Here is a 13,517-nt window from a genome sequence, read left to right as displayed (position 1 = left end):
GCGCGTGTGCGGCATGGGCGCACTCTCCCCCCAGCGGTGTTCTGGCGGGAGTCGGGAGGGATGAACTCATTTCGGACGTTCTCATTCTCTGGCGTCCGGCCCGGCGCGGGCGTGGGGCGGTACACAATCTTCCCCGTGCCCCCGCCGACCCTCAGGAAAGGGTAAACGGGAGGGCGCCGCCTCCACGGGGAAACGGGCGGCCCCACTTTCAAGCCGGACGGTACACTTGTGCCCGTGACCCACGGCGTGCCCTTCCCCAGCAGCACGGCCCCCGGCGTGTTGCGTGCCTTCCTGTACGCCGACCCCGCCGCGCATTCCCTCTCGCCCGCCATGCACGCCGCCGCCTTCGCCCACGCGGGCCTGAGCGGCGAGTACACGGCGGTCCGGGTCCCCGCCACCGAACTGGGGGCGGCTCTGGAGCGCCTGCGCGGACCCGGCATTCTGGGCGCCAACCTCAGCCTGCCGCACAAGGAGGCCGCGCTCGCCCACCTGGACGACCTGACCCCGGCGGCAAGGGCCGTAGGGGCGGTGAATACGGTGGTCAACCGGGACGGGCGGCTGGTGGGGGAGAACACGGACGCGCCGGGGCTGCTGCAAGCCCTGCTCGACCTGGGAGCGGGAAGTACGGGCGAACGGGACTTGGACGGCCCCGTCGTCGTCCTGGGGGCGGGTGGAGCGGCTCGGGCCGCCGTCTACACCGCCCTCATCCTGATGGAACGCGACGTGTACGTCGTCAACCGGACGCGGGCGCGGGCCGAGGAGCTGGCCGCCTTCTGGGACGGGCCGGAGGCCGAGTTTCAGGCCAAGGCCGCCGATCTCCACGAAATCCCCTGGCCCGAGGTCCGCCTCGTCGTCAACGCCTCCAGCGCGGGCCTCTCGGACCCGGACGAGACACCGCTGCCGGGCTTCGACTTCACGAGCCTGCCCCCCGGCGCCCTGGTCTACGACATGGTGTACAAGCCCCTGGAGACGCGGCTGATGCGGGAGGCCCGCGCCGCCGGAGTCCGGGCCGAAAATGGCCTGTCCATGCTCGCCCACCAGGCGCGGCTCGCCTTTCTGGCCTGGACGGGGGTGGACGTGCCCGCGCACGTGTTCCTGGGGGCGCTGGGGGCCGCCCACCCATGACCCGCCTGCCGCGCCGTCACCTCATTCCGCTGGCCGTGTTCGTGCTGGTGCTGGCCCTGAGCGTCGGGGCCGCCCTGCTGCTGGGCAGCCTGGTGCGGGCGCAGCAGCAGGCCCGGTTCGACCGCGAGGTGAGCGCCTACACCTTCAGCCTGCGCGACCGCCTGAGCGACTACGAGAACCTGCTGCGGGCCACCCGGGCCTTCTGGCGGGTGCGGGGCGGGCCGGACCAGGCGGCCTTCGGGACGTATGTGGACGGGCTCGACCTGGAGGGCCGCTACCCCGGCGTGCTGGCGGTCGGCTTCATCCGCTGGGAGGAGGGGCCGGGGGGCCGGGTGCGCGCGCCGATCACCCGCATCGCCCCGCTGGACGCCACCAACCGCGCGGCGCTGGGCTTTGACATGATGACCGACGCCACCCGCCGCGAGGCCATCCTGCGCGCCCGCGACCGCGAGGCCAGCCAGGTCAGCCGCCAGGTGAGGCTGGTGCAGCGCGGCCCGGACGGCGAGCGGCTGGACGGCCTGCTGCTGTTCCTCCCCGTGCGGGAGGGCGGGACTTTGCGGGGCATGGTCTACCTGGCCCTGCAAACCGGCAACCTGCTGGCGGGCCTGGCGCCCCCCGCCTCCACGCCGGGCCTGACGGTGCGGCCCCTGCTGAACGGGGAAGCGCTGGTCCCGGCGGAGGCTGCCGGTAACGCCGCCTTTGGGGAACGCACCCACCTGGACGCGGCGGGCGCGACCTGGGCCCTGGAGTTCAGCGCCCCCGGGAGCTTCGGGCGGGACGTGGTGGCGGCCGTGCCGGTCGTGGTGCTGGTGGCGGGGCTGCTGGTGGCGGGGCTGGCCTTTTTGCTCACCCAGGCGCAGGTGCGCGCCCGCGAGCGCGCGGAGGAGGTCTCCCAGACCCTGCGCGAGTCGCGCGCCCGGCTGGAGCGGTCCCGGGCCGAGTTCGAGGCGATCTTCCAGGCGATTCAGGACTCGGCGGCCTTTACTGACGCCCAGGGGCGGGTGCGGCTGGTCAACCGGGCGCTCACCGGGCAGTTCGGCTACCCGGAGGGGGCGCTCCTGGGCGAGCCGCTCGCCCTGCTGCACCTCGACCGCAGGCTGGAGGGCCGCGCCGCCTTCCAGGCGATCACCACGCCCTACCGCCGGGCGGACGGCAGCGTGTTCTCCGGCGAGGCGCAGCGCAGCGAGGTGATCGGCCCCCACGGCGAGGTGCTGGGGGTGCTCGAGGTCGTGCGCGACGTGACCGAGCGCATCGAGGCCGAGCGCGCCGTGCAGGCCGAGGAGCGGCGCTCGCGGGCGGTGCTCGACGCCATCCCGCACATCCTGTGGGTGAGCGACCCGTCCGGGAACATCACCTATGTCAATGCCCAGCACCGCGAGCGGCTGGGCCGCGACTACGTGCGCGAGCGCGTCCACCCGGAAGACCGCCCCACCTACGACCAGATGTGGGAGGACGCCTACGCGGCGGGCACCCGCGCCCAGGGCGAGGTGCGCCTGGCCATCGGGGAGGGCCGCGACCCCTACCGCTGGTTCGTGCTGCGGGTGGCGCCCATCCACGAGGAGGGCCGCCGGGGGGACCCCGACCAGGCCCGGGCGGAGGGCGGCGGCGTGACCGAGTGGGTCGCCTCCGCCACCGACATCCACGACCGCCTGGTGGCCGAGCGCCTCGCCCAGCGCAACGAGGAACGCTCGCGCGGGGTGCTGGAGGGGATGCCCCAGATCGTGTGGCTCACCGACCCGCAGGGGCGGCCCACCTACTTCAACCGCCGCTGGGAGGAGTACGTGGGCCGCGAGCGGGCGGGCTACGGCTTCCTGAGCCTGCTGCACCCGGAAGACCGCGCCGAGTACCGGGCGCGCTGGGCCGCCGCGGTGGAGAGCGGGCGCCCCTTCGAGGCCGAACACCGCCTGCTGGGGGCGGATGGCCGCTACCGCACCTTCGTGACCCGCGGGCTGCCCGTGCGGGACGCGGCGGGCCAGGTGCTGGAGTGGGTGGGCACCAGCACCGACGTGGACGACCAGGTGTACGCCGAGGCCGCCGCCCGGCTGCTCGCCGACGTGTCCGAGCGGCTCTCCAGCCGCGCCGACGACCCGCTGGCCTCCCGCGCGGAGCAGTACCGGGCGGCGCTCGACCTCGTGACCGGGCGCCTCGCTGGCAGCGCCGGGCTGTGGGGCCGCCCGCCCGGGCTACCGCTGCTCGCCACCTCCCGGGTGGACCCCGGGCGCCTCTCGCCCGCCGCCCGTGAGGCGGCCCGGGCCGCCGCCCAGCAGGTCGTGGGGGGCGAGGAGCCGCTCTTCGTGAGCGTCTCCGCCTTCCCGCTGCTGGAGGAGGTCAGCGCCAGCGGCGCCGTGCTCTACCCCCTGCTCGGCCAGGACGGGGCCGTGCGCGGCGTCCTGGGCCTGGCCTACCGCCAGACGCCCACCGACCGCGACCACGACCTCGCCCAGGAACTCGCCAAGCGGTTTGCCACGGCGCTCGACAACGACGCCCTGCGCTTCCAGGCGGCGGCGGCCCAGGCGGACCTCCAGCTTCTGAACCAGTCGCTGGAGGAACGGGTCGTGCTGCGCACTCTGGAACTCCAGGAGGCCAACCGCGAGCTGGAGGCCTTTTCCTACTCGGTGTCGCACGACCTGCGCACGCCGCTGCGCCACATCGTGGGTTTCGGTGACCTGCTGCGCAAGGAGGCGGGTGGCACCCTCAGCCCCAAGGGTGAGCGTTATCTCGGCGTGATCACCGACGCGGCGGCCCGCATGAGCCGCCTGATCGACGACCTGCTGGAGTTCTCGCGCATGGGCCGCCAGGAATTGCGGCGCGGCCCGGTGGACCTCGGCGCCGTGGTGCGCGAGGCCTGGGCGGCGCTCGAACACGACCGCGAGGGCCGGGCCGCGGGGATCGAGGTCGGGCCGCTCCCCACGGTGGAGGGCGACGCCGCGCTGCTGACCCAGGTGTTCACCAACCTGCTCTCCAACGCGCTGAAATACACCCGCACGCGCGGGCAGGCCCAGGTTCAGGTCACCGCCCGCGAGGGGCCGGGGGAGGTGACCGTGACGGTGCGCGACAACGGCGTGGGCTTCGATCCCCGCTACACGGATAAACTGTTCGGCGTGTTCCAACGTCTGCACCGCGCCGAGGAGTTCGAGGGCACCGGCATTGGCCTGGCGAACGTCCGCCGCATCGTGACCCGCCACGGGGGCCGTGTCTCGGCCGAGTCCGTCCCCGGGGAGGGCGCCGCCTTCCACGTGACCCTGCCGCTGGGAGGTGCCCCGTGACCTGGACTGCGCCCCTCCCCGGCCCCCGCCGGAGGGCGCGGGCGGTTCCGCCCCCCACGGAGGCCCTATGACCAGGGGCCATTCCCTTCCCGAACCCGGCCAGCCCCTGCGGGTCCTGCACCTGGAGGACAACGAACTCGACCACGAACTCGTCGCCCTGCACCTCGACGGCGAGCTGCCCTGGCCGGTCGAGATCGAGCGGGTGGAGGACGAGGAGGGCTTCCTCGCCGCCCTGGAGAGCCACCGCCCCCACCTGATCCTGAGCGACTACGCGCTGCCGGGCTACGACGGCCTCTCGGCCTTCCACGCCGCGCACGCCCGCGCGCCCCAGCTCCCCTTCATCATCGTGACGGGCGCGATGGGCGAGGAGGTGGCGGTCGACACGCTGCGGCAGGGCGTGACCGACTACATCCTCAAGCAGCGCCTGGAACGCCTCGCCCCCAGCGTGAAGCGCGCCATCGCCGAGGCCGACGCCCGCGACCGCCGTGAGCGCGCCGAGCAGGAGGTGCGCCAGCTCAACCTCTCGCTTCAGGCCCGGCTGGAGGAGGTCGAGCGCCTGCGCGGCATCGCCGAGGCGCAGCGCCAGCGCCTGGAGGTGCAGGCCCGCCAGCTTGAGGAGGCCCTCAACCTCCAGAAGACCTTCCTGGCCGAGACGAGCCACGAGCTGCGCACCCCGCTCACCGCCCTGCTGGGCTATCTGCGCCGCGCCGAGCGCGAGGTGGGGGGTTCCCAGACCCTGCAAGACGCCCAGCGGGTCGCCGAGAACATGACCCGCCTCGTCAACGACCTGCTGCAACTCTCGCGCGGCGAACTCGTGCAGGGCATCGAGACGCATTTCGTCAACCTGGGCAATATCATCCGCCAGGTGGGGCGCGACTACGGGGTGCGGGCCGAGGCCCCCGACCTGGAGATCGTCGGCGACCCCGGGCGGCTCACCCAGGTGTTCGTGAACCTCGTCAGCAATGCCATCCGCGTTTGCGGCACCCCGGCGCTCGTGCGGCTGGAGGCGTGGCAGGAGGACGGCCAGGTCTGCGCCGCCGTGATCGACCGCGGACCCGGCATTCCCGACCACGTCAAGCCGCGCATCTTCGACAAGTTCTACCGGGGCAAGGAGGCGGGCTCGGCGGGCCTGGGCCTCACCATCGCGCAGCAGGTCGTCCACTCGCACGGCGGCACCATCGAGGTGCTGGACACGCCCGGCGGCGGCGCCACCTTCAAGGTCTGCCTCCCCACCCCCGACGAGGACGAGGACGACCTAGAATTGGGGGCGGACTTTTATCCCGTCCGAACCGACCACCCGGCCTCCTGAGGCGCGGTAGGCTGCACCCATGAAGAAGACCCTGAACGTCACCTGGCTGGGCGAGCAGCGCTACGTCGGCGTCAGCGAGAGCGGCCACCAGCTCCTGATCGACAACAGCCCCGTCAAGATCGGCGTCTCCCCGATGGAGGCGCTGCTGGGGGCGCTGGCGACCTGCACCGCCTACGACGTGGTCGAGGTGATGAAGAAAAAGCGTATCGGCCTGACGAGCTACCGCATCGAGGTCGAGGGCGAGCGGGCCGAGACCCACCCGAAGCGGTACACGACCATCACCGTGCGCCACATCGCCAGCGGCGAGGGCCTGACCCCCGAGGCGCTGGAGCGCGCCGCCCACCTCAGCCACGAGAAATACTGCTCGGTCGCGGCGAGCCTGAACAGCGAGATCCGGCTGGAAACGCGCGTGGAGCGGGTGGAGGAGGGCGTCGGCCAGTCCTGACGACAGATGGACGCCGTCGTTCTTCGGGAAGGGCAGGTCGTCCTGCGCTTCGAGGTGCTGGGTTACCAGTTCCCTGAGATCGAGGATCGGGAGGGGGATTCGGACTGGCTGCTTGTCCGGCTGCATTTGCGGGACGGCGAGCAACTTTGGGAACGGACGGACACCGCTCTCTTGACGTTCGAGGTGCAGTGGTTGACCGAGTGGCTTGACGAGGTGGCGGGCCACGCAGCGGTCTTTGGCTCGTGGCGGCGCAACCGATTGACGACACGCATCTTTTTCACCGAGCCGTGTCTCGGACTTGAGGTTCTGAGCGGGCATCCCTCTGGGGCACCCATGACCCTCCGTTGCTACCTGGCGGCGGAGTTCCTGCCGCCCTTCAAGGAGCTATGCCCTCACGCGGCCATAGGCGAGGAGCCGGACGAGGTCTGGCTGGACTTCGGCGTGGATGAGGAGCAGTTGCGAGTCATTGCCGCACAGTGGCGGGCGCAGTTGGACCGCTTTCCCGTGCGTGTGGGACTGCGTTCGTTGCCTTCGTCTCGCGGCTAGGCTGCCTACTCCCCCCACACCGCCACGCCCGCCCCCCGCAGCAGCCGGATCACCAGCGCGAGCGGAAAGCCGACCACGTTGGAGTAATCGCCGTCCACACGGGCGACAAGCGCCATTCCAACCCCCTGGATGCCGTAGCCGCCCGCCTTGTCCAGCCCCTCCCCAGTCCGGGCGTAGTGGGCAATTTCGCCGTCGGTGAGGTCACGGAAGGTCACGTCCGTGCGCTCTACGCCGCCGAATTCCTGCCCGCCAGAGAGGACGGTCACGCCCGTGTACACCTGATGGGTCCGCCCCGAGAGCCGCCGCACGAAGGCCCGGTTCTCCGCCTCGTCGCCCGGCTTGCCCAGGAGGTCGCTGTCCGCTGCAACGACCGTATCCGCCGCGATGATGACGGCACCCGGGTTCGCTCTCGCCACGGCCCGCGCCTTGAGCGCCGCGAGTTCGCCCGCCAGCCGCTCCGGGTCGCGCTCCGGGCTGTCCTCCGCCTCGCCGCTGACGACGACGCGGAAGGGGACGCCCAGGTTCGCCAGCAACTCCCGCCGCCGGGGGCTGCCCGAGGCGAGGATGACCTCCCGCCCCTCAGTAGCCAGAACCGCTCCCCTCGCCGCTCACCAGGGCCACGCCGCCCGAGGTGCCCAGCCGGGTCGCGCCCGCCTCAATCATCGCCCGCGCGTCGGCGGGAGTGCGGACGCCGCCCGCCGCCTTGATCCCCGCCCGGCCCGCGATGACCTCGGCCATCAGGCGCACGTCCTCCACGGTCGCGCCGCTCGTGGCAAAACCGGTGCTCGTCTTCACGAAATCCGCGCCACCCGACACGGCGGCTTCCGTCGCCGCCCTCTTCTGCACGTCGTCCAGATAGCTGGTCTCGATGATGACCTTCAGCACGCTGTCGGGAATGGCCCGCCGCACCGCGCGCACGTCCGCCTCCACCGCCTCCCAGTCGCCCTCCAGCGCGGCGCCGATGTGGATCACCATGTCCACCTCGTCGGCCCCCGCCTCCACGCTCAGGCGGGCCTCGACGGCCTTCTGCTCGGGGAGGAGGGCGCCCAAGGGAAAGCCACAGACGGTGGCGACCTTCACGCCGGAGCCGGACAGTTCAGTTACCGCGAGCGGCACGTACACCGGGTTCACGCACACCGCGTAGAACGAGTGTTCCCGCGCCTCGGCGCAGAGCTGGCGGATGTCGGCAGTGGTGGCGGTGGCCTTGAGCAGCGTGTGGTCAATATACGGGGCGAGGTTCACGCCGCCCAGCATACCCGCGTCCCGCTCCATTCCCGTCCGCCGTCGGTTACCCTCTGCTCATGACCGACACTGCCCCCCGCCTGGCTCCCGGTGAGCCTTTCCCCGACTTCGCCCTGCCCGACGCCGAGGGGCAGACCCACCGCCTCTCCGACTACGCGGGGCGCCACGTGGTGCTCTACGCCTATCCCAAGGACGATACGCCCGGCTGCACCAAGGAGGCCTGCGACTTCCGCGACAGCGCCCTGCTCAAATCCCACGGCGCCGTCATCCTCGGCGTGAGCCGCGACGACGCCGAGAGCCACCGCGCCTTCGCTGAGAAATACAGCCTGCCCTTCCCGCTCCTGAGCGACGAGGGGGCGGAGTTCTTGAAGGGCATCGGCGCCTACGGCCCCAAGAATCTGTACGGCAAGGTGGTCGAGGGCGTGAGGCGCCAGACCTTCCTGATCGGCCCGGACGGACGGCTCGTTAGAGCCTGGCTCGCCGTGTCGGTGGACGGGCACGCCGACGCCGTGGCCGCCGCCATCGAGGCCGACCGGAAGAACCGCGCCGATGGCTGATCTCGAACGGCTGAAGGAGGAGGCCGCCCGCCGCGCCGTCACCCTCGTGAGAAGCGGGATGCGGGTCGGGCTGGGCACCGGCAGCACCGCCAAGTACGCCATCCTCGCCATCGGGGAGCGGGTGGCGTCCGGGGACCTGCGGGACATTGTCGGTGTGGCGACGAGCGACGCCTCGGAAGCCCTGGCCCGGCAACTCGGCATCCCGGTCGAGCCGCTCGACCCCCGCCCGCTCGACCTCGCCATCGACGGGGCGGACGAGATCGACCCGGGGCTCAACCTCATCAAGGGGCTGGGCGGGGCGCTGCTGCGCGAGAAGCTGACCGAGGTGCAGGCGCGGCGGCTCGTCATCATCGCCGACCACACCAAGGTCGTGACCCGGCTGGGGGAGAAGGCGCCCCTCCCGGTCGAGATCGCCCGCTTCGGTTTCTTGTCCACCATCGAGCGGCTGCGGGGGCTTGTCCCCGGTGGGCGGCTGAGACAGCCGGGCGCGCAGCCCTACGTCACCGACAACGGCAACTACATCTATGACGCGCAGCTTCCGCAGAGCTTCGACCCGGCCACATTGGAAAGGCAGCTCAAGGGCACGCTGGGGGTGGTAGAGACGGGCTTCTTCCTGGGGATGGCGGAACTGGCGTTCGTGGCCGCGCCGGAAGGGGTGCGGGAACTGGGGAGGTGAAGGGATGGCGGTGGGCGGCGAGGAAACGCGGAGGCGGCTGATTCTGGGTCTGCTCGGGGTCCTGGCCCTGGGGGCGGGGGAAGTCTCGGCCCAACCGGGGCAAGGCGCGCTTCCTGAAGAAGTTGGACTCCTGACGAACCAGGGCCGCACCCCTTCCACGCCGCCAACCCGTGAGGGCCGCTGGCGGCAGGACCTCGCCTTCCTCAAGACGGAACTGCCCCGTCTGCACGTCAACGCCTTTCATGCCATCAGCCGCGAGAAGTGGGAGGGCATGGTGGACGCGCTCGCGGCCCGCGCGGGCACCCTCACCGACGAGCAGATGACGGTGGGCGTGATGGAGTTGGTGGCGGCGATTGGGGACGGGCATACCCGGGTGGACACCGGGCTTCCGATCTATCCTCTACAACTGCGCTGGTTTGGGGAGGAACTGCGGGCCGTTGCTGCCAAGGGCAATGCCCGGGCCGCCCTCGGTCTGCGCGTTCTGGAGGTGGGCGGCCTCCCGCTGGAGGAGGCGGTGCGGCGTGCCCTCGCGGTGGTATCCCATGATTCCGAATGGGATGGCCGGGCCGGGGCGCGGGACGCGCTGCTTCGCCCCGACGTGCAGCAGTTCCTGGGGCTGAAGGCCGGACAGTTCACCTTCGCCCGGCCCTCGGGTGATCGGCTGACGCTGAAGCTCCAGCCCCAGACGCCATCCCAGGCACAGGCAGACTGGCAGGTGGTCGAGGCCCCCTTGACTCTGGCCGAGTCTCACGGCGTGGAACCGTACTGGCTGGATTATCCCGATGACCACACCGTTTATCTACGCTACCTGAGCTGCGAGGATGCCCCGGCCTTTGCCCAGGTGGCGCGGGTGCTATTGGTGAAAGTGGATGCGATGAAGGTGGGAAACCGCCGGGTTGTCGTGGACCTGCGGGGCAATGGTGGGGGAGACTCCCCCGTGATTCAGCCTCTGCTGGATGGCCTTAGGGCTCGCGGCTTCGGAATGGGCAGCAAGGGGAAGATCGCCGTTTTGATGGACCGCCACACCTACTCCAGCGCCCTGATGAACGCCGTCCAGCTCAAGGTGCTGGGTGCCCGGCTGTATGGGGAACCGCCCGGCGAGAACCTGACCTCTTATGGACAGGTACAATCCTTCACCCTCCCCAATTCCGGGCTCCAGATTCGGTACAGCACCTACCTCTTCAGAAACGCCCCCGAACTCGGCGACGGCCTCCTGCAACCCGATGTGCCCGTGACCCTGACCTACGCCGACTACCTGAAGGGCATTGACCCTGTTCTAGAAGCCGCCCTCAAGTAGCCCGTCAGCCCAACCTCGCCAACTGCCCCGCCAGCACCTCCGGGTCGCGGGTGGGGAGGTCGCAGGCGTGGCCCACGCAGACGTAGGCGGTGCCTCCCCCCGGCCTACCCTCCAGCACGGGCAGCCCCTCGCCGCGTTCGGCGGGCGCAATAGCCGCGAAGGGCAGGGGGAAGCGGGCGAGGACGCGCTCCAGCGGCGCACGTTCCGGCGGCGTGCCGATCAGGGCGACCTCCACGTGGGGCGCTTCGAGGAAGGCGGCGGCCTGCCACAGCCCCCCGAAGCCGCTCGGGGCGGCGAGCATATCGGACTGGTAGGTGCGGACGACGGAGCGGGCCAGGCGCCCGGCCTCCTCGTCGCCGAAGTAGCGGCTCATCCACAGGCCCAGGAGCGCGGCGGCGGCGTTGTCGCTGAGGATGGCGGAGTCGAAGCCCTGGGCCTGACGGGTCAGCAGCGTCTCGGCCCGGCCCCCCGTCGAGCGGAAGAGGCCCGCCTCCCCGTCCCAGAAGTCGCGGCGCACGACCCCCCAGAGTTCGCGCGCCCACTCCAGGTGGGCCAGGTCGCCGCCCGCCTGGTACAGCGCGACCAGCCCCAGGCCGTACAGCGCGTGGTCCTCCAGCAGCCCCTCCACCCGCGCTTCCCCGTTCTTGAAGGTGTGCCTCAGCGTCCCGTCGGGCAGGCGTAGATGACCGCGCACGAAGTCGGCGTTGCGGCGAGCGATTTCCAGATAATGCGCCTCCCCCAGAATCCGCCCCGCGTCCGCGAAGGCGGCGAGCGCCAAGCCGTTCCACGAGGTCAGCACCTTGTCGTCGGTGCCGGGCTGGGGGCGCTGCTCCCGCGCGGCGAGGAGCCGGGCGCGGGCCGCGTCCAGCCGCGTGGTAAAGGCCTCCACGCTCTCGCCCAGGTCGCGGGCGAGGTCGGCGACTGGGGTGGGCACGTGCAGCACGTTCCGCCGCCCGTACTCGGGCCTATGCGGGTCGAGGAAGTTCCCCTCCTCGGTCACGTTGTAGAGGCGCAACACGAGGTCGGTATCCGGTCCTTCCCCCAGCACTTCCCGGATTTCGGCAGGCGTCCAGGTGAAGGTCAGCCCCTCCACCCCCTGCGTGTCGGCGTCCTGGGCGGAGTAGAAGCCGCCCTGCGGGGACAGCATCTCGCGTTCCAGATACGTGAGAGTCTCGCGGGCCAACCGGGCGAAGTCCTCGTCCCCCGTGTACTGATAGGCCCTCAGCAGCGTGCGCGTCAGTTGCGCGTTGTCGTACAGCATCTTCTCGAAGTGCGGAACCAGCCAGCGGTCGTCCACCGAGTAGCGGTGAAAGCCGCCGCCAAGCTGGTCGTAGAGGCCGCCGCGCCCCATCATCCGCAGGGTATGCAGCGCCATGTCACGCCCGCCAGGCCGCGTCAGTAAGAAATCCAGCGTGGTCGGCGCCGGGAACTTGGGCGCCCGCCCGAAACCCCCGAGGTTGGCGTCGTACACCCGGCGCAGGTTCTCGACGCCCCGGCTCAGGAAGTCGGGGGGGAGGTCGCCCGCCGCCGGGCGGGGACGGCTCGCCTCGCGGACATGCTCGCTGAGGGCCTGGGCATTCCCGGCCAGCTTCTCCCGGTCCTCCCGCCAGGCGTGCGCCACGCTCGCCAGCAGGCGGCGAAAGCCCGGCATCCCGTAACGGTCCTCGGGGGGAAAGTAGGTGCCCGCATAGAAGGGCTCGCCCTCCGGCGTCAGGAACACCGTCATCGGCCAGCCGCCCTGCCCAGTCATGAGTTGGGTGGCCGTCATGTACACGCTGTCCACGTCGGGCCGCTCCTCGCGGTCGACCTTGACGCTCACGAAATGGGCGTTCATGTACTCGGCCGTCGCCTCGTCCTCGAAGCTCTCGTGGGCCATGACGTGGCACCAGTGACAGGTGGAATACCCGACCGAGAGCAGCACCGGCACGTCCCGCCGCCGGGCCTCGGCAAAGGCCTCCTCGCCCCAGGGCCACCAGTCCACCGGGTTGTCCGCGTGCTGAAGGAGGTAGGGGCTGGTCTCCCGGGCGAGGCGGTTCATGGGGGCAGGGTAGCGCCCCTCCCGCGCCCGGCTGCATGAGGGCCGCCCGAAATAGACTTCACACCCACCCCGCCGGTACCGCGCGGCAAACTGAACGGTATGCCCCAGCCCGACGTTCAGACTGACCCCGGGGCCACCCCGATTGACCAGCCCACTCGCGTCCGGGCGGGCTTTTCCCTCACCTTCGACGTGCCGTACGCCACCCCCATGCTGTTCGTGGTGCAGCCGCAGGACCGTCTGGGTGCCACGGGCACCCGCCAGCGCATCCTCGACCAGCGGCCCCTGGGCGCGGCGGCGGGCATCCACACCTACACCGACACGCACGGCAACCTCGTCTGGCGCACGCTCGCCGAGCCCGGGCAGTTCACCATCGGCCACGACCTGATCGCGGAGGTAACGCGCAGGCCCGATCCCGTCCTCCCCAACCTCCGCAAGCATCTGGTGGAGGAGTTGCCTGACGAGACGATCACGTACCTCCTCCCCAGCCGCTACGTGGACAGCGACCTGGTGAGCAGCGAGGCGTGGACCCGCTTCGGCAACATTCAGGGGGGCTGGGCGCAGGTCCAGGCGATCTGCGACTTCCTGCAAGACGAGTGCGTGTACGCCTCGGGCAGCAATTCCAGCACGACCGCCCGCCAGGCACTGGACAGCAAGCGGGCCGTGTGCCGCGACTTCGCCCACATGGGGGTCGCCTTCTGCCGCGCGCTGAACATCCCCGCCCGCTACGTGTGCGGCTACCTGCCCGACATCGAGTTCGACTCCGGCGACGTTCCCATGGACTTCCACGCCTGGTTCGAGGCGTTCCTGGACGGGCAGTGGCGCACCTTCGACGCCCGCCACAACGTCCCCCGCATCGGCCGCGTGCTGATCGCCCAGGGCCGCGACGCGAGCGACGTGGCCTTCGCCACCACCTTCGGGTCCGCCCGCCTGACGAACATGCTCGTCTGGGCCGACGAGACCGACGAGCGGATGACGCTGGACGACCCGCCGAGGCCACGGTTTTAAAAGGCTGATGC

At 71.1% G+C, this 13,517-nt stretch carries 12 protein-coding genes; 9 read left to right on the top strand and 3 right to left on the bottom strand.

Annotated features, from left to right (window positions below):
- Window positions 1–234 precede the first annotated feature (234 nt).
- The 5 genes from aroE to DAERI_RS05355 all read left to right on the top strand — a co-directional run bounded on the left by aroE (window position 235) and on the right by DAERI_RS05355 (window position 6,691).
- A complete protein-coding gene (aroE, locus tag DAERI_RS05375) occupies window positions 235–1,125 on the top strand; it encodes a shikimate dehydrogenase (RefSeq protein ID WP_369689445.1) in 891 nt (296 codons plus the stop codon).
- Complete coding sequence (locus tag DAERI_RS05370; protein WP_103128401.1) at window positions 1,122–4,391, top strand: PAS domain S-box protein; 3,270 nt, start codon at window positions 1,122–1,124, stop codon at window positions 4,389–4,391. The genes aroE and DAERI_RS05370 overlap by 4 nt, the downstream gene beginning before the upstream one ends.
- 67 nt (window positions 4,392–4,458) lie before the next feature.
- On the top strand, window positions 4,459–5,700 hold the full coding sequence (locus DAERI_RS05365; protein WP_165794081.1) for a hybrid sensor histidine kinase/response regulator: 1,242 nt from the start codon (window positions 4,459–4,461) through the stop codon (window positions 5,698–5,700).
- A 19-nt stretch (window positions 5,701–5,719) separates the two neighbouring features.
- Window positions 5,720–6,145: an OsmC family protein gene (locus tag DAERI_RS05360; RefSeq protein WP_103128400.1), complete on the top strand. Its 426-nt coding sequence runs from the start codon at window positions 5,720–5,722 to the stop codon at window positions 6,143–6,145.
- Window positions 6,146–6,151: 6 nt separating this feature from the next.
- Window positions 6,152–6,691, top strand: a complete 540-nt coding sequence (locus DAERI_RS05355) for a WapI family immunity protein (RefSeq protein WP_235610266.1) — start codon at window positions 6,152–6,154, stop codon at window positions 6,689–6,691.
- A gap of 5 nt (window positions 6,692–6,696) precedes the next feature.
- Here the strand turns inward: DAERI_RS05355 and DAERI_RS05350 are convergent, their stop codons facing one another.
- Window positions 6,697–7,281, bottom strand: a complete 585-nt coding sequence (locus tag DAERI_RS05350; protein WP_103128399.1) for a Maf family nucleotide pyrophosphatase — start codon at window positions 7,279–7,281, stop codon at window positions 6,697–6,699.
- On the bottom strand, window positions 7,271–7,933 hold the full coding sequence (gene deoC / locus DAERI_RS05345; protein ID WP_103128672.1) for a deoxyribose-phosphate aldolase: 663 nt from the start codon (window positions 7,931–7,933) through the stop codon (window positions 7,271–7,273). The genes DAERI_RS05350 and deoC overlap by 11 nt, the downstream gene beginning before the upstream one ends.
- Before the next feature lie 59 nt (window positions 7,934–7,992).
- Here deoC and prxQ point away from each other — a divergent pair, with 59 nt between their 5' ends.
- The 3 genes from prxQ to DAERI_RS05330 are packed head-to-tail and all read left to right on the top strand — an operon-like array spanning window position 7,993 to window position 10,463.
- The gene (gene prxQ / locus DAERI_RS05340) at window positions 7,993–8,490 is read left to right on the top strand and encodes a thioredoxin-dependent peroxiredoxin PrxQ (RefSeq protein ID WP_103128398.1); all 498 of its coding nucleotides are present in this window, start codon (window positions 7,993–7,995) and stop codon (window positions 8,488–8,490) included.
- A complete protein-coding gene (gene rpiA / locus DAERI_RS05335) occupies window positions 8,483–9,166 on the top strand; it encodes a ribose 5-phosphate isomerase A (protein WP_103128397.1) in 684 nt (227 codons plus the stop codon). Before prxQ ends, rpiA begins: the two co-directional genes overlap by 8 nt.
- A 4-nt stretch (window positions 9,167–9,170) precedes the next feature.
- Window positions 9,171–10,463: a S41 family peptidase gene (locus DAERI_RS05330; RefSeq protein ID WP_103128396.1), complete on the top strand. Its 1,293-nt coding sequence runs from the start codon at window positions 9,171–9,173 to the stop codon at window positions 10,461–10,463.
- A gap of 4 nt (window positions 10,464–10,467) precedes the next feature.
- On the opposite strand, the gene DAERI_RS05325 is transcribed toward DAERI_RS05330, so the two are convergent.
- Window positions 10,468–12,501: a thioredoxin domain-containing protein gene (locus DAERI_RS05325; protein WP_103128395.1), complete on the bottom strand. Its 2,034-nt coding sequence runs from the start codon at window positions 12,499–12,501 to the stop codon at window positions 10,468–10,470.
- A 99-nt stretch (window positions 12,502–12,600) separates the two neighbouring features.
- On the opposite strand from DAERI_RS05325, the gene DAERI_RS05320 reads away from it, so the two are divergent.
- Complete coding sequence (locus DAERI_RS05320; protein ID WP_103128394.1) at window positions 12,601–13,506, top strand: transglutaminase-like domain-containing protein; 906 nt, start codon at window positions 12,601–12,603, stop codon at window positions 13,504–13,506.
- The last annotated feature ends 11 nt before the right edge of the window (window positions 13,507–13,517 follow it).

It is taken from the genome of Deinococcus aerius (assembly GCF_002897375.1).
In the GTDB taxonomy this organism is placed as follows: Bacteria; Deinococcota; Deinococci; order Deinococcales; family Deinococcaceae; genus Deinococcus; species Deinococcus aerius.
The sequence above is the reverse complement of the archived record's forward strand: the minus strand, read 5'-3'. Positions and strand labels throughout refer to the sequence as shown.